The following is a 21,220-nucleotide window of genomic DNA, read 5'->3' as shown; positions in this document are numbered from 1 at the left end:
CACTAACGCGTGGGCATTCATGCCCACCCTACGACTACTTTGGGCAAGCAAAGAAAAGTAACTCGCTGAAAAAGCGAAAAGCAACCGTCCAACAAATAATCAGTTGCGAGAAATCCCATCCTGCCTGGATTCCGGCCTACGCCGGAATGACGAGTGTCGCCGTAACACACAAAACAGGCAAACCACCGGCGAAGAATCCGTCACCACTCTACGACAATCAATCAAAGAACAACCTTTTATTGCATTCTCACCAGCCTGGATAGCAACCACATCGAGGTGCTGCAAACCACTTGCAATATTGCATGCGCGCAGTGAAAAAATTACTTTCTAACACACTCCTCCACCCCAGTATTCCCACCCTTAAACCCAGGTTCAAAATAAAACTTCCTGAAACTTAATTGCCCTTTGGCATTTTTCTTGAACTCAGCAATGCCAGTGCCATAATCATGCGTTTTGCCACCATATTCGCCATCCTCTGCTGGCAAGGCAAAATGCATGGCGGCGTGCATGCCATGTGCTGCTGCGTGGCCTTTGTAGACACCATAATCAGGCACTTCGAGCTGGAAGTCGTAGCTGGCATCTGCGCCTTTGCTATGCTCAGGACGCAATTTCATAGTCACTGTGCCGGTATATTTGCCTTCGTGCGCATCGTCGCCCGTACAAGCGTACACACCGCTTAAATCCAGCGCGTAGGCGTTGGCTGCTATCCAGCAACTTAAGAGTCCTGCGAACCACTTCATATGTTTTCCTTTATCTATTCCGGCGGGCGGATGCGCAAAAAACTGGCAAATTTGGGTTTACCCGTTTTGGTCACATCACGGTAAGTATAAGTCACCTGGCAGCCGATGGGCGGTGGATGCGCACGCTCGGCGTCGCTGAATCCGGTGCCCAGTTTAAATTGGATACCTGCCGGGGTTTCTACCAGCAATGCGCCCATTTTACCTTGGTATTTGCCTTTGCCGGGCACATGGGCAATCACTGTGGCCTCTGCATCCAGTTGCGGCTTGAGTTTGAGCAAGACATGGCTGCGGCCGGTGAGGTATGGCGCATCGGCACGATGCAGCATCAGGCCTTCGCCACGTTGAGCTACAATATGATCCAGCGTTCTTTTAAGCACTTGTCGATCTTTAACACGGAACTGCGGCAGGCTTTTGAGATAAGGACTGTGTGCTTGCTGGACGATTTGCACAATTTGCTGCGCTCGCTGTAAGAAATCGCCAGCAGCATCAGGCAACTCAAATACATAATAAGCGACTTGTCGCCAGGCGGCGTCATTTGGCTGCGTTTGCCTGACGGTGGAGGATAGTTGCTCAAATTGGCCACGACCTATCCATAACTCGCCATCTAATGGCCGCTGGGGAAAGTCCTGGCTAAACCAGGCGGGTGCATGGATGGGATGACCTTGCCGACTGGTGAATTGCTGGCCATCCCAGACCGCGCGAATACCATCGAGCTTTTCACTGACCAGGTAGTCCTGCACCTGGATATCATCATGGTAAATCTGCGCCAGCAAAATGGCAGGGGCTTGCGCATGGCTATGCACAACCAGCAACAAGAGAAAAATACACAGTATGTACCGCGCTGCCACGAGCATGAGGCCTCCAACTGTTAAATTAATTTAACAATTGGAAGTTACAGAATACAGGCAATAAAAGCAACGCTTAAAGCAATTGGCACCACAACTTGTCGTGATGCATGACGTCCATCCACAACGCGACCACGCTGAGGGCGATAAGCAACACGCCGCTCAGGCGCATGCCGGTAGACTCTTTAAACCAGCTCGGCATGGATTGCTGGCTGGCGCGCCAGATCAAAGGTGCAAGTGCCAGCACGGTGGCAGAGCCACAGGCAAAAGCCATCATCACCAGTGCGCCTTGTAACCATTGCGATTGCAATGAGGCAAGCATCACGGCCGAATAGAGTAATCCACATGGCAACAAGGCCCAGATCATGCCTGTGAGTAAAAACCCTAGTTTGGCGTGTTCGGTACGCTGTTTAATCCATGCCCAGACTTGTTGCGCGCGCTGCACGGCCCATTGCGGTTGCTGCCCCGTGACCAGCAATAACACGCCCCACGCAAAAATCAGGGTGTGTGAGAAGGTCCACAATGGTTGAAATACATGGCTTTGATTAGATAACCAGGCCAGGCCGCGCAAAGTTTCTGCCGCGATCGCCCCCAGCATGCCGTAACCCAGCATGCGGCCCAGGTAGAAACTCCAGGGAACGGTTTTGATGACGCGTAACGGAATCGAACGAAACTGGCTGGTGGTAGTGACTGAAGACTGCATGGCGCCGCAAGCCGCACCACACATGGCTATGCAATGCGGGCCGCCTGCCAGCCCCATGACAAAGGCGGTCAGGAGTAAGCTGGCTAACATGCCGGGATTTTAAAGGATTTTGGAGAACCTTGCACGGTTGGCATCGTGCTGCAAATAGCGGTCAAACACCATGGCAATGGCGCGCACAAAGTACCAGCCCATTTCAGTCACTTTCAGGCCGTCGTCTTCCAGCACCACCAGGCCTTGCTTCTGTTTGTCGACCAATTGTTGAATCTCTGACTTAAAGTATTCCCTGAAATTCACCATATAGGAAAGCTCTATCGACTCATAGCTGAGCTCACCGTGACACATGATGGCCATAATCACCGCACGCCGGATCAGGTCATCACGGCTGAGTGCCAATCCACGCACAATCGGCAGTTGGCCCTGGTCGAGGAAGTCGTAATACTCTTCCAGCGTTTTGGCATTCTGGCTATACGTCGCGCCCATTTTGCCGATGGCAGACACGCCCAGCGCCAGGATGTCCTGGTCTGCCATGGTGCTGTAACCCTGGAAGTTACGGTGCAACCTGCCCTGCTGCTTGGCAATCGCCAGAGAATCTTCAGGCAAGGCAAAGTGATCCATACCGATATACACATAGCCAGCCTGCATCAATTGCTGAATCGCTTCTGACAGCATTTGAATCTTGTCGACCGCATTGGGTAACTCATCTTGCAGAATACGACGCTGCGGTTTAAACCGTGACGGCAAATGTGCGTAACCATAGAGGGCAATGCGGTCCGGGCGCAAGGTGGTGATTTTGGCAATCGTCTCGCGAAACGTCGCTGGCGTTTGTTTGGGCAAGCCATAGATCAGATCAGCATTAATCGACTGATATCCCATCTCGCGCGCCTGTTGCATCAGCGTTTCCACTTGTGCATAAGATTGCACCCTATGCACGGCCTGCTGTACCTCAGCGTCAAAGTCCTGCACACCAAAACTCAGGCGGTTAAAGCCCAGGGTACGCAAATGCTGCAAGCGCTGCTGGTTGACCGTGCGAGGATCAATTTCGATGGAGTATTCGCCCTCCTGGTTAAACACAAAGGCCTTTTTCAGCATGTCGACCAGGCTGGTTAACTCTTCATCATTGAGAAAGGTCGGTGTGCCGCCGCCCAGGTGCAATTGGTTCACCGCCTGCGCCTGCGAAAATTTGTGCAGGTGCAGATTGAGTTCGCGTTGCAGGTAATTGAGATAAATTGCGCCCTGCTCATAACGCTTGGTAACAATTTTATTGCAGGCACAATAAAAACACAGAGAGGCACAAAACGGGATATGCACATAAACAGACAGCGGTTGCGTCCAGTTGCTGATATTGCGCTGCTCTGCCGCCTTGACATAGGCCGCTGCATCAAACGCTTCGACAAAGCGATCTGCCGTGGGGTAAGAGGTGTAACGCGGCCCCGAAACATCATAGCGTTCGATGTGCTCTTGAGTAATCATCAACGGTTGTTTCATGGTATCTAGCAAATTCTTTCCTGTCGGCACAAGTGAGACATCGCGTCCCCAAAGTCATTGACAGCCACTTTGCCATAAAGCAAACCATGACTTCTTGATGCATATCAAATAGTCCGATGCGCTACGCGTGCATAATGCAACGCACTATAATAGGGAAGAGTAAACAGCATCATGTTAAATGCCATTGCAGCAGATGAAATCGCCACACATGAAATCAATGCGCATGAAGCGTATAATCAGTCGCAAGATCAACGACTGCCAAGGACCTCCCCCATGCAAGCCGAATCCAGCTTCAAGGTCGCCTGCTCTAACTGCAACCTGCGCGAGCTGTGCCTGCCTATAGGTTTAAGCACGGACGAAATGAGCAAATTGGATGGCATGGTCGCCACCCGCAAAAAAGTGAAGCAAGGTGGTCACCTGTTCAGCAGTGGCGACCCGTTTACCACTTTGTATGCCATCCGCACTGGCTTCTTTAAAACCTGTGTGGTGTCTGAAGATGGCCGCGAACAAGTCACCGGCTTCCAGATGGCCGGGGAGATCATGGGACTGGATGGTATTGTCAGTGACAAGCACAATTGCAACGCGATTGCATTGGAAGATGCCGAAGTCTGCGTGATGCCGTTTAACCACGTTGAAGACCTGTCACGTGAAATCCCCATGCTGCAACGCCATGTGCACAAAATCATGAGTCGCGAGATTGTGCGCGAGAATGGCGTCATGATGTTGCTGGCCAATATGCGTGCCGAAGAACGCCTGGCGGCTTTCCTGCTCAACTTGCTGCAACGTTTGCACGCCCGCGGCTACTCGAAAAGCGAATTGATTTTACGCATGACACGGGAAGAAATCGGCAGTTATCTGGGCATGAAGCTGGAAACCGTGAGCCGCACCTTCTCCAAGTTTAGCGACGAAGGTATTATTGAAGTCAAACAGAAAAACATCCGCATTCTGGATCACGAAAAACTGCAGGCCATCTTTAACGCCAGCACGTGTTAAACAGTGGCCTCGTCGCCATAAGGACTGACGTCTGATGGAGCGCTCTGCCCTTTTCGACGCCCTGGCGGCTTATGCATCCACGCGACACTGGCAATATATTTACCCGGTGTGGTCACGCCGGGCGCAAGGCCTTTCTATCGGCATCAACCTGCACCCCAATCATTGTTGTAACTGGCATTGCGTATATTGCCAGGTGCCCGGCCTGCAACGCGGCCCCTCACCAACGATAGACACTCACCGCCTGCAGCAGGAGCTCACCGACTGCCTCAATTGGTTAACCCTGCATATCCACCACACCACGTTGACGCTACGCGATTACGTGCAGGATATTGCATTTGCCGGTGACGGCGAGCCAACCACGTCACCGCAGTTTGCAGAAGTCCTGGACATGGTTGCCCACCTGCTACAACAGCGAAAACCCGATGACCGCCCGGCCAAGCTGCGGCTGATTACCAATGGCAGCCAACTGCAGCATGCGCACATCCAGCACGCGCTCAAGCAGTTGCACACGCTTGAGGGTGAAGTGTGGTTTAAACTGGATGCAGGCAATGATGACGAAATGCTGGCGGTCAACGATACGCACTTGCCGTTGGTATTACATATACAACGCCTGAACACTTGCTGCACGCTGTGCGCCACCTGGGTGCAAACGGCCATTTTCAGCAGGTCTCAACACGGGGAAACCGTGACTACCCCCACACTGCCTGGTTATATGCAAGCACTGCTGCCCTTGAAGCAAAAGATGAGCGGTATCTTGCTTTACGGGATTGCCAGGCCAAGCCAACAAGATAGCCGAGGGTGTATCCAGGCGACTTCAGAAAAAATATTGGAGAGCTACGCTGCCACATTGCGCACGCATGGATTCCGCGTGCGCATGTTCATGTAAATGGATTTGATTTAAGGACTACTCTTCAGCCGGTTTGAGGCCAGTTTGCGCGTGATTGCGTGCCTGAATGGCAGGCGCCATAGACTCATCCTGCATATCATGGCCTTGTGCATCCAGCGTTTTATTGATTTCTATGCCCTTGCGGTAATAGTCGTCAATGGCCGGATCCGGATGCGTAATCGCCAGGTACAAGGTGATAAAAGACGCTACAACCACCAGGGAAGGACCGCCTATAATCAGCCAGACATAGGCATTCTGGTACCACTTTTGCTCCGCCTTCAACGGCGCTACCTTGAGCGCTGCTCGAGAATTACTCATTCTATGTACTCCATATAACTGACGTTTTAGTTGCTGGGCACGATAAACACTGACTTCTCTTTTATCGTGTCTTTGGATTCAACATCCGTCATTTCAAAATAGATTTTGTGCGAACCGGCGCTGGTGACGCCGTCCGGCAATTGCAGTTCTACAATGACATTACGCGTTTCAAAAGGTTTAAGCCCTTTGAATGGCTGGTTATTGTTGTCTGAAATATGCACATCCAAGTCTGGCAGACCCGTCACCTGCAAGCTGTAATCGCGCGCGGATTCGGTATCATTTTCAAGCTTGAGGTTATAAACGTTCTCAATCTTGCCCGCATCGGTATAGCGTGCCAACATCGCACGATCACGCAACACGTCCAGCCTGAAGTCAGGTTTGAAATACAGGCTGACAACCATGCCAATGGTCAAAGCCGACAAAATGGCGGTGTAAACCAGCACCCGCGGACGCAACAGGCGGCGCCACATTTGCTGGCGGCTCCAGCGATTTTCCAGGCCATTTTGCGTCGTGTACTTGATCAGACCCTTGGCATAGCCCATTTTGTCCATGACATCGTCACATGCATCAATACACGCACCGCAGCCGATACATTCATATTGCAAACCATCACGGATATCAATGCCAGTCGGGCAGACCTGCACGCAAATACTACAGTCTATGCAGCTACCCAGACCGTTGGCGTTTTCACCCGCTTTTTTAGAGCGTGAACCACGTGGTTCACCGCGTGCCTCATCGTAAGTCACCGTCATGGTGTCGCCGTCAAACATGGCGCTCTGAAAACGCGCATAAGGGCACATATATTTACACACCTGCTCGCGCATATAGCCAGCGTTACCATAAGTTGCAAACCCATAGAAGCAGATCCAGAAGGTTTCCCAACCACCTAATTGCCACTCAACAATGGCAGGCACCAACTCGCGGATGGGTGAAAAGTAGCCCACAAACGTCACACCAGTCCATAAACCAAATGTGATCCAGGCAAACTGCTTGAGCGATTTACGGCTGATTTTGTTCAGATTCCACTTACTGTCGTCCAGGCGCATGCGGGCGATGCGGTCACCTTCGATCTTGGTTTCCATCCACATATAGATTTCGGTGTACACCGTTTGCGGACAGGTATAGCCGCACCATAAGCGCCCGGCCACGGCTGTAAACAGGAACAACGCCAGGGCTGAAACGATCAGCAGGAAAGACAGATAAATCAGGTCCTGCGGATGAAAAATCAGACCGAAGATATAAAAGCGCTTGGCCTCAAGGTCAAACAGCATGGCCTGGCGGCCGTCCCACTGCAACCACGGCACGCCGTAGAAAAACAACTGCGTCGCCCAAACCATGACCCAGCGCCAACGGTTATATAAACCGGATACGCTGCGGGCATAGACTTTGTCTTCAGATTTATAAAGTGAAAAAACCACCTCCTGTGCAGGAATGGTGGTTTTGTTCACAGCGCTTTCTTTAATATCGCTCATTGTGTTTTGCATACACCTTATTTGTTGGAAAGACCCCAAACATACGCTGTCAGCAGGTGAATTTGCTCAGGCGTGAATTTTTCTTTCCAGGCAGGCATCACATTATTTTTGCCTTCGTGAATGCGTTTGATAATCGCGGCTTCACCCTGACCATGCAACCAGATATTGTCAGAAAGATTAGGCGCACCAATCATTTGGTTACCCTTGCCTTCTGCACCGTGGCAAGCGGCACAGACAACAAACTTGTCCTTACCGGCATTGGCACGACCTGAGTCATGAATACTGCCAGACAGACTCAACACGTAGTTAGCGACGTTTTTCACATCTTCTTCATTACCCACTGCAGCAGCCATTGGAGGCATGATGCCGTTACGGCCATTGTTGATGGTCAATTTGATGGTGTCAGGCGCACCACCATATAACCAGTCAGTGTCTGTCAGGTTAGGGAAACCACGGCTACCTTTGGCATCTGAACCATGGCAAGCGGCACAGTTATTCAAGAAAATGCGCTTACCAATATCGCGAGCTTCCGGAATCTTGGCGACTTCTTCTACTGGCATTGCAGCGTATTTAGCATACAGCGGTGCAATTTTTTCGTTGTTCTTGGCCACTTCGGCTTCGTACTGCTTCACTTCTGTCCAGCCAAATTTACCGTTGTAAGTGCCCAAACCCGGGAACAAAAACAGATAAGCCAAGCCAAAAATTACAGTGATGATAAACAAGCCCACCCACCACATTGGCAGCGGATTGTTCATTTCTTTAATGCCGTCCCACTCGTGACCATTGGTATTGTCGCTATCCAGCGGCACTTTGACGCGGCTTGCGAAAATCAGCAAACCGACACAAAAAGCGATCCCACCCAAGGTAATGGTCGAAATCCAGATCGGCCAAAATCCGTTTACAAAATCATTCATGATGTTTTCCTTAAGCTTTCCGCACAGAGTATTAGTCTTGATCGAACGGCAGGTTTTGCGCGTCCTTGAACTGTGCGGAGTGACGATTGCGCCATGCCCAAACCAGGATTGCGATAAACAGCACAAAACTCAGTACTGTAAACACGATGCGTAATACATTGATCATATCCATGGCGCGTCTCCTTATTTGAGGTGTGTACCCAACACTTGCAGGTATGAAACCAGTGCATCCATCTCGGTTTTACCCTTGATTTCTGCGCCAGCAGCCTTGATCTGCTCGTCGGTGTAAGGCACGCCTACTTTACGCAGCGCAACCATATGGTCACCAATCGTTTCGTCATTCACCAGGTTTTCATTCAACCATGGATATGCTGGCATGATGGATTCCGGCACAACGTCACGTGGCTGGTTCAAGTGAACACGATGCCAGTCGTCACTGTATTTGCCGCCCACACGGTGCAAGTCAGGACCTGTGCGCTTACTACCCCATTGGAACGGGTGATCGTACACATACTCACCTGCCACAGAGTAGTGACCATAACGCAAGGTTTCAGCATGGAAAGGACGAATCATCTGTGAGTGGCAGTTGTAGCAACCTTCACGCAGATAAATGTCACGACCAGCCAATTGCAATGCAGTGTATGGCTGCAAACCACGGATGGGTTCAGTCAGGGATTTCTGGAAAAACAAAGGCACGATTTCAACCAGGCCGCCGAAGGAGATCGTGATGAAGGTCAGCACGATCAGCAGGAAGTTATTGGTTTCAATCTTTTCGTGCAGATTGCCACTATTGTTTTGATGCGTTGCCATAGTGAGCTCCTTAAGCGTGTGCAACAACAGCTGGTACTTCTACCGTTGCTGGTTTGCCATTAGTGGCTGTTTTATAGGTGTTCCACAACATGATGACTAAGCCACTCATATACAGGAAACCACCCAGTGCACGTGTGAAGTAGTAAGGGAACTTGGCTTTCACACTCTCAACGAAGGTATAAGCCAATGTACCGTCAGCGTTCATGGCACGCCACATCAGGCCTTCCATCACACCAGAGATCCACAAGGCAGCGATGTATAACACCACGCCTATGGTGGCCATCCAGAAGTGCACTTCAATCGCTTTCACGCTGTACATTTGTTTTTGACCAAACAGGCGTGGAATCAGGAAGTACAGGGAACCAATGGAAATGAAACCCACCCAGCCCAGAGCACCAGAGTGCACGTGACCCACGGTCCAGTCAGTGTAGTGAGACAAAGCGTTCACAGTCTTGATCGCCATCATCGGGCCTTCAAAGGTACTCATACCGTAGAAAGACAATGAAACAATCAGGAAGCGCAAGATAGGATCTGTGCGCAGTTTATGCCATGCGCCGGACAAGGTCATGATACCGTTGATCATACCGCCCCAGCTTGGTGCAAACAGGATTAAGGACAACACCATACCCAGGGACTGAGTCCAGTCAGGCAAAGCGGTGTAATGCAGGTGGTGCGGACCCGCCCACATGTAAGTGAAAATCAGTGCCCAGAAGTGCACGATAGACAGGCTGTAAGAGTACACTGGACGCTCAGCTTGTTTAGGCACGAAGTAGTACATCATGCCCAGGAAGCCCGCTGTCAGGAAGAAACCTACCGCGTTGTGACCATACCACCACTGCACCATCGCATCTTGCACACCCGCATAAGCAGAGTAAGACTTGAACCAGCCAGCCGGAATCGCGGCACTCTCAACGATGTGCAACAAAGCCACCGCCAGAATGAACGCACCGTAAAACCAGTTAGCCACATAGATATGCTTAACCTTACGGATACCGATGGTACCGAAGAACACGATGGCATAAGAAATCCATACGATCGCAATCAGGATATCAATTGGCCATTCCAGTTCGCCGTACTCTTTACCCTGGGTATAACCCAATGGCAAGGAGATGGCTGCGGCGACAATCACTGCTTGCCAGCCCCAGAAAGTGAAACTTGCCAGTTTGTCGCTAAACAAACGGGTTTGGCAGGTACGTTGCACGACATAGTATGAGGTAGCAAATAAAGCACAGCCACCAAATGCGAAAATCACTGCATTGGTATGCAGTGGTCGTAAACGGCCAAAAGAGGTAAACGGCAGGCCCAGGTTAAGCTCCGGCCACACCAGCTGAGACGCAATAATCACGCCCATCAGTGTGCCCACAACTCCCCAAACCACTGCCATGATTGCGAACTGGCGGACCACTGTATCGTTATAGGTCGCAGCCTTCACGGTTGCATTTTGCATGGATTTCTCCCAATGATTAAAACAAACACCCAACACTAAAAAAATTCTAAAAAATTTTAGTTGTTCAACCCGATCATCTCAGATTGTCACAAATCTGATTTGACACACATCAATCCCGTTCAGAAATTCCCAAAAGCATTAGTCCTGCTCAAGAATGCGTGAACCTTCTTCTTCCAGGTCTTCAAACTGCCCGGTCTGGATTGCCCACCATAGGCCACCCAGAATCACAAACACCAGCAACACTGCCAGCGGGATCAATAAAAATGCAATTTCCATAACGCTATGCCTGACCTTTCTGCCAGCCCGACTTATCCCAGTCGGTCAAACGTAATGCATTGAGCAACACCAATAACGAACTGGCCGCCATCCCCAGCCCGGCCAGCCAGGCGGGCAACAAGCCCATAATCGCTAATGGTACGCCAGCTGCGTTATACAACGCAGCCCACAACAAATTCTGTTTTACGATGAGGATGGTTTTTTGACAATGCGAAATGAGCGAAACCAGCACACCGATATCATTACCCAACACCACCATATCGGCCTGTGCCTGCGTCAAAGGGACGCCGGAACCCATTGCAATAGAAGTATGCGCTGCTGCAATGACAGGGCCGTCATTCAAACCATCACCAACCATTAATACTTTCCGCCCCTGTTGTTGCAACAACTTTACATGCTGCAGCTTATCTGCTGCTTTTTGTAACCCAAATGCGCGCGCTATTCCCAGTTGCGCTGCAAGGTTTTTAACGGGCGCTATTCTATCACCAGATAACAGCTGAATATCAAGCCCATGTGCAATTAATTGTGAAATAGCCGCTTTGGCATGTGGTTTTACCTGCTCGGACAAAGTCAGTCTCGCCAGCAGGATTTCACCTGTTGTGACATAGACCTGACGCAGTGCTTCACTCTCGATTTCGTCTCTTATGCCACAAAATTCCGCATTGCCTAGCTTCACTGGCAGTAATGCTCCATTTGGTGCATTAAATGTAGCAGACATACCGCCGCCGACAATCTCTTGCCAATCCTGCACCACCAATTGATCTTGTGCATCATGCTGCAAAGCAAAGCCATGTAACGCCTGAGCCACCGGATGTAAAGAATCGCGACTCATGCTGGCAATCACGTCCAGCAACCACTGCCTATCCCATTCCGCATGACTTTCGGCCAAGGTCACTTGCTGCAAGTTTTCGGTCAAAGTGCCGGTTTTATCAAACACGATAGTATCCACTTCACTCATCGCCTGAATCGCCTGCAAACGACGAATCAACACGCCGCCCTTGGCAAACGTACCGGCGCTGGCCAGCATGGCGGCAGGTGTTGCCAGGGATAACGCACATGGGCAAGTCACTACCAACACGGCGACGGCCGACATAATGGCTTTGGCAGGATCGGTGCTCCACCAGAAAAAAACCGCGTAGATAGCTGCCAGCAATACTGCCCACAAGAAAGGTTGCGCGACTTTATCTGCCAGCAAAGCGATGCCCGGTTTTTCAGTTGAGGCCGAAGCCATAAGGTTAACCAGCGCATGGTATTGCGTACCCTCGCCGACCTGCTCGACCTGCATTTCAATGGCAGAGGTTAAATTACCGGCACCGGCAATGACTTTGGCGCCAGTAGGCTTTAGCACCGGCTCAGATTCACCCGTGAGCATAGACTCGTCGGCGCTAGTGCTGCCAACCAATACCAGGCCATCTGCTGCAAACACTTCACCCGGGCGCACATACAACACATCACCCACATTGATATTGGTCGCGGCAATTTGTACCCACTCACCGGCGTCGTTTTTTTTCAGCACCGCATGTGGCAAACGGCGCATCATGTTTTCCAAAGCACCGGCCGTGCGGTTGCGCAATTTGACATCCAGCCAGCGACCAATCAGCAGAAAACTGACAAACATGGTGAGCGAGTCATAATAAACCACCTCGCCCCACCAGCCACCGGGCGCAAAGGTCGCCAGCGTGCTCATGATAAAGGCCGCCAGGATGCCCAATGACACCGGCACATCCATACCTAACTGGCGCTGCTTGATACTGGCCCAGGCTTGTGACAAAAATGGGGTGGCTGAAAACAACATCACCGGCAGGGTCAGCACCCACGATGCCCATTTCATGAGCTGCACCATATCCGGCGCCATATCATTGCTGTCCGACCAATAAGTAGGATAAGCGTACATCATGACCTGCATCATGCAGAACACCGCCACCACCAGGCGCCACAGCATCTTGCGTTGCTGCACGGTACGATCGGAAATAGCGTTGTATTCGTTGACAGGCAGCGCGGGATAGCCGATGTCATTTAAATTGGCAAACCAGCTTGAAGGGGAGATTTGTTTCGCGTCCCACACCACACGGACACGTTTGGAAGCGGCACTGGCATGCACGGCAAGCACGCCGCGCTGTTGTTTGATAGTTTGCTCAATACGGCCACTGCAAGCGGCGCAGTGCATGTTGTCAACCCACACATGAGAGGTCCATACCTCGGCAGAAGCTGCATCGCGCTGACTAAATCGCTCCCATTCAGACTGGATATCCAGCCCTTGCCATGGGTTTGCACTGCTCACTGCTAAAGGGTTTGCCATTGAGTGATGGACCGTCCGTAGAACAATATATAACTTTATATTATATGATTGAATATAATATAAATCAATGTGTTAGCGCATGTGTGGCGCACGCCATTAAAACAGCGTATCGCCAATCTTCAGTTGATCTGAGACAACAAAAATAGAAAAGATATCCATCAGCCAGCGCGCGTTGACACAACACGCGCTGGCTGATGTTTAAGGCAATTATTTCACGCGCATGCCAGCTTGCGCGCCACTGTCAGGCGACAGAATATATGGACCACCACGCTCATCGCTGGCCGCCAGCACCATGCCTTCGCTCATGCCAAACTTCATTTTGCGCGGCGCCAGGTTAGCCACCATCACCGTTAAACGGCCCACCAGCGTCGCCGGGTCATACGCCGATTTAATCCCGGCAAATACCTGGCGAGGCTTTTCTTCGCCAATATCGAGCAGCAATTTGAGCAACTTTTCAGCACCCTCTACATGCTCGGCACTGACGATCTTAGCAATACGCAAATCCACTTTGGTAAAGTCATCAATCGAAATATAAGCGCCCTCTTCGGCAGCTGGCGCTTCAGCCTTGGCGGGTGTTTTGGCAACTGCCTCTGCTTTGGCAGGCGGCGCCGCCGCTTGCAAACTGTCTTTATTGGCTTCGACCATGGCCTCGATCTGCTTACCTTCCAGGCGCGTCACCATGTGATTATAAGGCTGAATCGTTTGCGTCCCCAAGCCCTGGCCGACATCCACCCACTGCAATGGCTGCACACTCAGGAAAGCTTCAACAGCAGCTGCAATGTTCGGCAATACCGGCTTCAGGTAAATAGTCAGCAAGCGGAACATTTCCAGCGCATTGCTGCAGATCGTATGCAACTCAGCCGCCTTAGTTTCATCTTTTGCCACCACCCAAGGCGCCGCTTCAGCCACATAAGCATTCGCCGCATCAGTCAGCTTCATGATCTCACGCAGCGCACGTGCAAAGTCGCGGGCGGCATACGCTTCGGCAATTGCCGGGGCTGCTGCACGCATATCGTCAATCACCGCATGCTGCGCCGTGATCAACTTATTCTCAAACTTCTTCGCCACAAACCCGGCCGTGCGGCTGGCAATATTGATGTATTTACCTACCAGGTCACTGTTCACACGGGCGACAAAGTCTTCCAGATTCAAGTCGATATCTTCCATGCTGCCATTGAGTTTAGCCGCATAGTAATAACGTAAATACTCAGGATTTTTCACATGCTCAAGGTAGCTGCGCGCCGTGATAAACGTGCCGCGCGACTTGGACATTTTTTCACCATTCACGGTCAAAAAGCCATGTGCAAACACCTGTGTTGGCGTGCGGTGACCGGAGTATTGCAGGGTTGCAGGCCAGAACAAGGCATGGAAATACAGAATATCCTTGCCGATAAAATGATACAACTCGGTCGAAGAATCCTGTTTCCAGTATTCATCAAAGTCCAGGCCAGCTTTGGAGCACAGGTTTTTAAAACTAGCCATGTAGCCAATCGGCGCGTCCAGCCAGACGTAAAAATACTTGCCTGGTGCATCAGGGATTTCAAATCCAAAATAAGGCGCATCGCGCGAAATATCCCAGTCAGAAAGCTTATTCTCGCCAACTTCGCCTACCCACTCGCTCATTTTATTGGCGGCTTCGGCTTGCAGAGTGCCAGAGCGCGTCCAGTCACGTAAAAAGTCTGCGCACTCGCTCAATTTAAAAAAGTAATGCTCGGTTTCTTTGCGCACTGGTGTCGCACCAGAGACGGCCGAAAACGGGTTAATCAACTCCGTCGGGCTGTACGTCGTGCCGCAGACTTCGCAGTTATCGCCATATTGGTCTTTGGCGTGGCACTTGGGGCACTCACCTTTAATAAAGCGGTCCGGCAAAAACATGTTTTTAACCGGATCAAAATATTGTTCTATGGTTTTGGTGGCAATTTTGCCGTTGGCTTTCAGCGCACGATAAATATTGCCGGACAACTGGCGGTTTTCTTCCGAGTTGGTCGAGTAGTAATTATCAAACTGCACCAAAAACTCAGCAAAGTCCTGGCTGTGTTCAGCATGCACCTTTTCAATCAAGGCTTCCGGCGTAATGCCTTCTTTTTCTGCACGCAACATGATTGGTGTACCGTGGGTATCATCCGCACACACATAATGCACCGTATGGCCCTGCATTTTCTGAAAACGCACCCAGATATCGGTTTGAATATACTCAACCAGATGCCCCAAATGAATGCTGCCATTGGCATAAGGTAAGGCGGACGTCACCAGAAGTTTGCGTGTCATGAAAACAAGACCAGGATAAAAACCGCTATTTTAGCAAACCATTAATGGTTTCAGCCAACGGTTTCGGCAATGGCACCTGCGGCCACTTGCATATCGGCAACAGCTCCCTGCCGTTGGTTTATTAAAACCAAGTCGGCTGAAAGCAACCAATTAAAATCAGCATAACCGGGGAATGTCTGGCAAAAGCACATGCGAAACAAGCAGTTAACCTCTGCTGGCAAACCATCAATCCGCGGTACGATCTTTGCGTTATTAAGTCATCTCAAACCGTTTGGCAATCTCGCATGTTATGGCACGGCATTAATCTTCAATGGGCTTACACGACGCTGCTGCCCGGCATTCGTCGCAAAACCCATTGTCAGCATCAGGCAAAAGACATCTTGCATGATGGTTTTTTGCGCTTTGCACTCACCACCAGCCCACATCGAAGCGAAGAGCCGCACGCCTACTTGCGTACCATTGTTCACAACCTGATTCTCGAGCAATATCGCAAAGACAGCTATCTGGCTGACTACCAGCAACAAGCCGACCTCGAACAAGCCACCACGGTTTCCAGTGAGCACCTCGCGGATATCAAGCAGAGATTGGAACTGGTCACCCAAATTATTCAAGACCTGCCGCCGCGTTGTCGCCAGGTATTTATCATGTACCGCATTGAAGGCTATGCACAAAAAGAAATTGCCAGGCAACTCGACATCAGCCTCAACATGGTGGAACGGCACCTGATTCGTGCCCTGCTCGACCTGCGCAACGCCCGCGCGCAATTTTTAAAGTAAGCTCATGCAGGCTAATAAAAAAATCAGTGAAACCGCCGCACGCTGGTTTATCCGCATGCAAGAAGCCGCGCCCGATGCGCCTGAACGCAGCCAGTTTGAAGCCTGGCTCATGCAAAGCCCGCTGCATCAGCAAGAGTACGCCAGCATCAGTGACGCCTGGCAAGGTATAGATGCCATCAGCGAGTTGCAAACCATGGCGCAGGCAAAACAAGCCGACCACTTCTTTAAACAAAGCGAACATCAAAAGTCTCGCCAAAAACTGGCCAGCACCGTGGCGGGCGTAGTCGCTGCCCTATGTATAGGTTGGGCTGGCTTGCATCAATACCAGGTCTGGCAACGCACGCCTACCCTGCAACTTGCCTCACAAACGCGTTATGCGCAGCTCACCACGCAAACGCTGGAGGACGGCAGCCGCGTCACGCTCAACGCCAATTCGCAGATTGAAATCAAGTATTACCGCCACCAGCGCCATGTTGCACTGCTAAAAGGCGAAGCCATTTTTGAGGTGCAACCCAATCCAGAAAAACCTTTTGTCGTAGAAACCGACCGCCTGAAGGTCACCGTATTGGGGACGCGCTTTGCCGTGAATAAACTCCAGCACCTGGAACGTGTAAGCGTCGACCACGGCAAAGTCGAGGTGGTGTCAAAAACCGGCACAGACACCATCATTCTACAAAACAACCAGGTGGCCGAATTCAAGCAAAACCACCTCACACCACGTACAAACGTGTCGGCACAAGACTATTTCAGATTCACCAGAGGCACGCTTGTGTTCAACCAGGCCACACTGTCAGAAATCGCAGAAACCCTCTCGCGCTACCAGCCAACCCCGGTCACTACCGATGAGTTGTCACAAGAACACATCAGCGCCGTCGTCGCCATCAAAGACAGCAACAGCTTTATCACCACCCTGCCACGCATCGCTAACGTGCGTGTGCACCATGACCCAAGCGGCACACAGATCGAAACCATTTCACCAGCCAAATAACACTTACATTCTTTTGCAAATCGCATATCAGGGTTTTGCATCCCCGTGCATTAAGGCAATAACAAGCCAAAAAATAACGGGGAAGTCAGATGCAGTTAAAAAAACATTGGATTCTAAGCGCAGCAGTTGCCGCCTGCTTTGCCAGCCAAGCAGGCGGAATCGCCTGGTTGCAAGCCGCAGAGCTCAATACCCAAATACCAAAACCAGAGGAAGAAATCCTGTTTACGCGGATTGTGTCCATTGAACTACCCAGCCAGCCGCTTGCAACGTCATTAAAAGCCATCAGCAACAAACTCGGTATCAACATCACATTTAATGATGCGCTTGTGACTGGCAAAAACGCACCTGCCATTAAAGGCACCATGCTCACTAAAGAGCTATTTAAAAAACTACTCGCCAATACCAGCCTTGAGGCCAAACTGAATCAATCCACACTCTATATTCAGCCAGCTGCAAAAACCTCCAAAGAGCTTAAAGAAGAAAAAACCAGCCTAAATCTAGAGAAAGTTGAAGTCCGTGCCAAGAAATTTTACGAAGTTGGTCCTTTACCCGGCTTGGCACTCACCAAAGAAGAAATTCCCGGGAACGTGCAAAGCATCTCGGCCAAAGAGATCAAGGAGTCGAATACTCTGACAATCACTGACCTAATGAACCAGAAACTGCAATCGGTTACTGTCAACGACTACCAAAGCAATCCATTCCAGATGGACTTACAGTACCGCGGTTTTACCGCTTCACCTCAACTGGGTACAGCACAAGGTATCTCAGTATTTCTTGATGGTATCCGTGTCAACGAACCGTTTGGCGATGTGGTGAACTGGGACATGATTCCGATGAATGCACTCAGTAGTCTAGATATTTTTCCAGGTTCTAATCCTGTATTTGGACTAGGGACGTTGGGCGGTGCGCTTTCCATGCGAACCAAAAGTGGCTTTGATGGCAAAACGCTAGATGCCCAAGTACTGACAGGCTCTTTTGGTCGTAAGCAATTACAAGTATCCGCAGGCAACAACAATGGCGTCTTGGCAGGGTTTCTGTCTGGCAATTTTTTTCTAGAGGATGGCTGGCGTGATGATTCTCCAAGCAAAGTCAATCAAATCTTTGGCAAAGCAGAATGGCAAGGCGAACGAGCAAAACTTGGTTTATCCGTACTATACGCGGGTAATAAGCTGACCGGAAATGGACTCCTGCCACAGCAAATGGTCGATCAAAACCCCAGACAGGTATACACATCGCCCGATGAGAGCAAAAACGACTTACTTCAATTTCAATTGTCTGGTGTATGGGACGTCACTGATACGTTTAACATTACCGGTCAAATTTACAATCGTAATAGCAAAAGAAAATCTCACACATCTGATGTCAATGAAAACTTTGGAGGTAGTGATGGCAATCCGGCAACGGCCAGCACCAGAGACCCTTCAAGGCAATTATTACAGGGTTTGCCTGACATTAACCGAGATGGCTTACCTGATTACAATGACTACGCTTGGAACGTGGCAGCTGATAAAAACTATTTCGCACTGGATAAAGACGGTGATACAGAGTTTGTAGTAGATAGTAACGGTGATCCAGTATTGGACGCTTCTGGACAATACATCGCCAACCCAAATTTTGATTTAAATAATTTAGCTTACGGTACTAATTTCGATATTAGAGCCAACCCTAATCAAGCTCAAGTTCCCGCTCAAGACTCATCCGGCACCATGGTATGGAATTGGGTACTTGATCCTCGTTGGCTTGTAGATGCACAAGATAATTTTCAAAATGCCTCCCAGGTGCCTGGCGCTTTTAATGCACCAGTCTCATCCTCAGAATACGCCAAACTGGTACGCTATACTTGGGAAAATAGAGGCTTAGCCATCGTTACTAATAGCGGCATTATCAGAGCTGCAGGGTTTGAACCATTTGCAAATACGCTGCATCCGGGTCGCGGTAGCTCGACCTATTTTTATGACATTATGTCTGGTGCACTTGCTGGTGGCGTGACTGGCGGCTACACAGACTCAAATGGTTTTTTCCATGACTATCAGGAACTTTTAATACCTGTTAATCAGTCAACGGTCCCCTTTTTATGTCCAACAGGTGCTTTAGGGTCTTATGCAAGCGGCCCATGTGTCAAAGATGCTAATGGCAACTACATCTATAGGGATGGTAAGTACTCTTATATCAACAACGGTTCAGGATCGTCACCATCCTCTGCAGGCTATATTGAAGGGACACCGACTGCTATCTTTAATGACACGCAAATAGATCAGCTTGGCAAGGGCGCTGCAATGCAGCTCAACTGGAACTTAGAACAGCATAAATTTATGCTTGGCGCTTCCTACGATACTTCGGACAGCACTTATGTGAGCAAACAATATCTGGGATTTTTAGACAAGAATCGTCACGGGTATACAGACCCCGACCAACTTGGGTGGGAATATTTTACTAATAGCAAACAAAACGGTTTTGGTCTTAACGACTTTAAAGGGGACAACACGACCAAAAGTATCTATCTGAGCGAAACTTGGACACCGATTAAAAACCTTAATATTACTGCAGCTGCTCGCTTCAATCATACAGAGGTCAATAATCAATTGGCTGTCAGTCGCCTAACCAAGTTTGGTGATGCCAATCGCATACTGAATCTGCTGAATTGGCTGACATTATGTACTGACAACGATAATGATGGTGTCGTCGAGGCCAGCGAATGTCCGACAGGGGTGGACGGCTATATTGTGCCTTTTGAGCCAAGGTTCGGCTTTATCTCAGGTAATAATTTCAACTATTTAGGCATGGATCCTGGCGAGAAGGAAAAATTCAAATATCGCTCATTTAATCCCTCATTAGGCGTGACATGGCAAGCACGCGAAGACTTGAATCTGTATGGTAATTTTAGCCGAGGGGCCAGAACGCCAACCACCATTGAGCTAGGCTGTGCTTTTGATGATAGTCCAGTGTTTGATAAATTTGATCCAGTGACCGGAGAGCCTATCTATGTGCCACGCACATGGCGAGAGAGACGTACTTGTAATTTACCAGGGGCGATGTCAGGAGACCCATACCTCAAGCAAGTTCGCTCAACAAGCGTTGAGTTTGGTGCGAGAGGCTGGCTGACAGAAAACCTGCAATGGAATGCTAGCGTATACCGTACGGATTTGACAGATGATATCTATTTCGTTTCAGTCAACGCAATTCAAAGCTACTTTCAAAATATAGGTGACACGCGTAGACAAGGTCTTGAAATGGGACTGAAGGGGAAATACGGTAAAGCGTCGTTTGGTGTCAACTATGCACTCACCGATGCCACATTTCAGTCTACATTTACCATGGCTAGTCCAAACAACAGCAGTGCTGGCAATGTTTATGATTTAAATTTTGATCGCGAAGGCAAGTATGGACAAATTACGGTCAAACCCGGGAATCGTATGCCAGGCGTACCCTTGCATAATTTAAATCTAAACATAGGATACGAGCTAACAGATAAGTGGAACATAAGATTGAATATGGTGGCACATTCAAACGCATTCGTTAGAGGCAATGAAAATAATCAACATCAAGCAGGACCGGCCACACCGCTCTTTCCTCAAGAGTGTTTAGGCGCAAACAGTACCTTTAACTGCCAAATTAACAGAGCCGATTGGCGTGAAGGAAAAACCACTGGATATGCAGTATTAAACCTGCAATCGAGCTATAAATTAAGTCCAGAATGGACATTTGGTATCCGTGTTAATAATATTTTAGATAAAGAGTATGCCAGTGCTGGACGACTTGGCCTGAACGCATTTTCGCCTGCGACTAATGGTGCAATTGGAGTCAGTGGATTTAATTACAATAGCAGTGAGTGGCAAGGGACAAGCTTCCTTGGAACTGGCGCACCTAGATCAGCTTTTATTACTTTAAGCTATGAGTTTCAACCTAAAAAACTGGATGGGTTAGTTGAGTAAATGTGGACTGAGTTTGGGGTCAGCCTAAAACAATCAACATCTGGACTGTGTCATTAGCATCCTTCACT

18 protein-coding genes are annotated in these 21,220 nt (G+C 49.8%); 5 read left to right on the top strand and 13 right to left on the bottom strand.

The features are described 5' to 3' along the window. Positions 1-320 precede the first annotated feature (320 nt). The 4 genes from INP78_RS04690 to hemN form a co-directional block, all read right to left on the bottom strand. The gene (locus tag INP78_RS04690) at positions 321-740 is read right to left on the bottom strand and encodes a hypothetical protein (RefSeq protein WP_194740986.1); all 420 of its coding nucleotides are present in this window, start codon (positions 738-740) and stop codon (positions 321-323) included. A 14-nt stretch (positions 741-754) separates the two neighbouring features. Next, positions 755-1,594 carry a DNA ligase gene (locus INP78_RS04685; RefSeq protein WP_194740985.1) on the bottom strand — a complete coding sequence of 280 codons (840 nt, stop codon included), beginning with the start codon at positions 1,592-1,594 and terminating at the stop codon, positions 755-757. A gap of 67 nt (positions 1,595-1,661) precedes the next feature. Further along, a complete protein-coding gene (locus INP78_RS04680) occupies positions 1,662-2,378 on the bottom strand; it encodes a sulfite exporter TauE/SafE family protein (protein ID WP_194740984.1) in 717 nt (238 codons plus the stop codon). A gap of 9 nt (positions 2,379-2,387) precedes the next feature. Then, the gene (gene hemN / locus INP78_RS04675) at positions 2,388-3,773 is read right to left on the bottom strand and encodes an oxygen-independent coproporphyrinogen III oxidase (protein ID WP_194740983.1); all 1,386 of its coding nucleotides are present in this window, start codon (positions 3,771-3,773) and stop codon (positions 2,388-2,390) included. 273 nt (positions 3,774-4,046) lie between these two features. Between hemN and fnr the strand changes: the two genes are divergently transcribed. After that, positions 4,047-4,766 (top strand): fumarate/nitrate reduction transcriptional regulator Fnr, encoded by a 720-nt coding sequence (gene fnr, locus INP78_RS04670; RefSeq protein WP_194741138.1) that lies wholly within the window; start codon positions 4,047-4,049, stop codon positions 4,764-4,766. 34 nt (positions 4,767-4,800) lie between these two features. After that, positions 4,801-5,652 carry a hypothetical protein gene (locus INP78_RS04665; RefSeq protein ID WP_194740982.1) on the top strand — a complete coding sequence of 284 codons (852 nt, stop codon included), beginning with the start codon at positions 4,801-4,803 and terminating at the stop codon, positions 5,650-5,652. An 18-nt stretch (positions 5,653-5,670) separates the two neighbouring features. Here the strand turns inward: INP78_RS04665 and INP78_RS04660 are convergent, their stop codons facing one another. The 9 genes from INP78_RS04660 to metG all read right to left on the bottom strand — a co-directional run bounded on the left by INP78_RS04660 (position 5,671) and on the right by metG (position 15,456). Beyond that, positions 5,671-5,970 carry a FixH family protein gene (locus tag INP78_RS04660; protein WP_194740981.1) on the bottom strand — a complete coding sequence of 100 codons (300 nt, stop codon included), beginning with the start codon at positions 5,968-5,970 and terminating at the stop codon, positions 5,671-5,673. Positions 5,971-5,996: 26 nt separating this feature from the next. Further along, positions 5,997-7,442, bottom strand: a complete 1,446-nt coding sequence (ccoG, locus tag INP78_RS04655; RefSeq protein WP_194740980.1) for a cytochrome c oxidase accessory protein CcoG — start codon at positions 7,440-7,442, stop codon at positions 5,997-5,999. Between the two features lie 17 nt (positions 7,443-7,459). Next, positions 7,460-8,356, bottom strand: coding sequence for a cytochrome-c oxidase, cbb3-type subunit III (gene ccoP, locus INP78_RS04650; protein WP_194740979.1), 897 nt, complete (start codon positions 8,354-8,356; stop codon positions 7,460-7,462). A gap of 31 nt (positions 8,357-8,387) precedes the next feature. After that, a complete protein-coding gene (locus INP78_RS04645) occupies positions 8,388-8,528 on the bottom strand; it encodes a cbb3-type cytochrome c oxidase subunit 3 (RefSeq protein WP_194740978.1) in 141 nt (46 codons plus the stop codon). Between the two features lie 11 nt (positions 8,529-8,539). Beyond that, complete coding sequence (ccoO, locus tag INP78_RS04640) at positions 8,540-9,166, bottom strand: cytochrome-c oxidase, cbb3-type subunit II (RefSeq protein WP_194740977.1); 627 nt, start codon at positions 9,164-9,166, stop codon at positions 8,540-8,542. A gap of 10 nt (positions 9,167-9,176) precedes the next feature. After that, positions 9,177-10,613 (bottom strand): cytochrome-c oxidase, cbb3-type subunit I, encoded by a 1,437-nt coding sequence (ccoN, locus tag INP78_RS04635; protein ID WP_194740976.1) that lies wholly within the window; start codon positions 10,611-10,613, stop codon positions 9,177-9,179. 138 nt (positions 10,614-10,751) lie between these two features. Further along, on the bottom strand, positions 10,752-10,889 hold the full coding sequence (gene ccoS / locus INP78_RS04630; protein WP_019881964.1) for a cbb3-type cytochrome oxidase assembly protein CcoS: 138 nt from the start codon (positions 10,887-10,889) through the stop codon (positions 10,752-10,754). Positions 10,890-10,893: 4 nt separating this feature from the next. After that, entirely contained in the window at positions 10,894-13,188 is a 2,295-nt protein-coding gene (locus INP78_RS04625) for a cation-translocating P-type ATPase (protein WP_194740975.1), read from the bottom strand. 207 nt (positions 13,189-13,395) lie between these two features. Next, the gene (gene metG, locus INP78_RS04620; RefSeq protein ID WP_194740974.1) at positions 13,396-15,456 is read right to left on the bottom strand and encodes a methionine--tRNA ligase; all 2,061 of its coding nucleotides are present in this window, start codon (positions 15,454-15,456) and stop codon (positions 13,396-13,398) included. Between the two features lie 284 nt (positions 15,457-15,740). Here metG and INP78_RS04615 point away from each other — a divergent pair, with 284 nt between their 5' ends. From INP78_RS04615 to INP78_RS04605, 3 genes are all read left to right on the top strand, one after another. Beyond that, on the top strand, positions 15,741-16,232 hold the full coding sequence (locus INP78_RS04615; RefSeq protein ID WP_194740973.1) for an RNA polymerase sigma factor: 492 nt from the start codon (positions 15,741-15,743) through the stop codon (positions 16,230-16,232). A 4-nt stretch (positions 16,233-16,236) separates the two neighbouring features. After that, on the top strand, positions 16,237-17,220 hold the full coding sequence (locus INP78_RS04610; RefSeq protein WP_194740972.1) for a FecR domain-containing protein: 984 nt from the start codon (positions 16,237-16,239) through the stop codon (positions 17,218-17,220). 89 nt (positions 17,221-17,309) lie between these two features. Further along, positions 17,310-21,152, top strand: a complete 3,843-nt coding sequence (locus INP78_RS04605) for a TonB-dependent receptor (protein ID WP_194740971.1) — start codon at positions 17,310-17,312, stop codon at positions 21,150-21,152. Positions 21,153-21,220 lie beyond the last annotated feature (68 nt).

It is taken from the genome of Methylophilus sp. 14 (assembly GCF_015354345.1).
Lineage (GTDB): Bacteria > Pseudomonadota > Gammaproteobacteria > Burkholderiales > Methylophilaceae > Methylophilus.
The sequence above is the reverse complement of the archived record's forward strand: the minus strand, read 5'-3'. Positions and strand labels throughout refer to the sequence as shown.

What these genes read in the sequence shown, in the direction of transcription:
- INP78_RS04690 (WP_194740986.1), bottom strand. Translation starts at nt 740, where the DNA reads ATGAAGTGGTTCGCAGGACTCTTAAGTTGCTGGATAGCAGCCAACGCC.
- INP78_RS04685 (WP_194740985.1), bottom strand. Translation starts at nt 1,594, where the DNA reads ATGCTCGTGGCAGCGCGGTACATACTGTGTATTTTTCTCTTGTTGCTG.
- INP78_RS04680 (WP_194740984.1), bottom strand. Translation starts at nt 2,378, where the DNA reads ATGTTAGCCAGCTTACTCCTGACCGCCTTTGTCATGGGGCTGGCAGGC.
- hemN (WP_194740983.1), bottom strand. Translation starts at nt 3,773, where the DNA reads ATGAAACAACCGTTGATGATTACTCAAGAGCACATCGAACGCTATGAT.
- fnr (WP_194741138.1), top strand. Translation starts at nt 4,047, where the DNA reads ATGCAAGCCGAATCCAGCTTCAAGGTCGCCTGCTCTAACTGCAACCTG.
- INP78_RS04665 (WP_194740982.1), top strand. Translation starts at nt 4,801, where the DNA reads ATGGAGCGCTCTGCCCTTTTCGACGCCCTGGCGGCTTATGCATCCACG.
- INP78_RS04660 (WP_194740981.1), bottom strand. Translation starts at nt 5,970, where the DNA reads ATGAGTAATTCTCGAGCAGCGCTCAAGGTAGCGCCGTTGAAGGCGGAG.
- ccoG (WP_194740980.1), bottom strand. Translation starts at nt 7,442, where the DNA reads ATGAGCGATATTAAAGAAAGCGCTGTGAACAAAACCACCATTCCTGCA.
- ccoP (WP_194740979.1), bottom strand. Translation starts at nt 8,356, where the DNA reads ATGAATGATTTTGTAAACGGATTTTGGCCGATCTGGATTTCGACCATT.
- INP78_RS04645 (WP_194740978.1), bottom strand. Translation starts at nt 8,528, where the DNA reads ATGGATATGATCAATGTATTACGCATCGTGTTTACAGTACTGAGTTTT.
- ccoO (WP_194740977.1), bottom strand. Translation starts at nt 9,166, where the DNA reads ATGGCAACGCATCAAAACAATAGTGGCAATCTGCACGAAAAGATTGAA.
- ccoN (WP_194740976.1), bottom strand. Translation starts at nt 10,613, where the DNA reads ATGCAAAATGCAACCGTGAAGGCTGCGACCTATAACGATACAGTGGTC.
- ccoS (WP_019881964.1), bottom strand. Translation starts at nt 10,889, where the DNA reads ATGGAAATTGCATTTTTATTGATCCCGCTGGCAGTGTTGCTGGTGTTT.
- INP78_RS04625 (WP_194740975.1), bottom strand. Translation starts at nt 13,188, where the DNA reads ATGGCAAACCCTTTAGCAGTGAGCAGTGCAAACCCATGGCAAGGGCTG.
- metG (WP_194740974.1), bottom strand. Translation starts at nt 15,456, where the DNA reads ATGACACGCAAACTTCTGGTGACGTCCGCCTTACCTTATGCCAATGGC.
- INP78_RS04615 (WP_194740973.1), top strand. Translation starts at nt 15,741, where the DNA reads ATGTTATGGCACGGCATTAATCTTCAATGGGCTTACACGACGCTGCTG.
- INP78_RS04610 (WP_194740972.1), top strand. Translation starts at nt 16,237, where the DNA reads ATGCAGGCTAATAAAAAAATCAGTGAAACCGCCGCACGCTGGTTTATC.
- INP78_RS04605 (WP_194740971.1), top strand. Translation starts at nt 17,310, where the DNA reads ATGCAGTTAAAAAAACATTGGATTCTAAGCGCAGCAGTTGCCGCCTGC.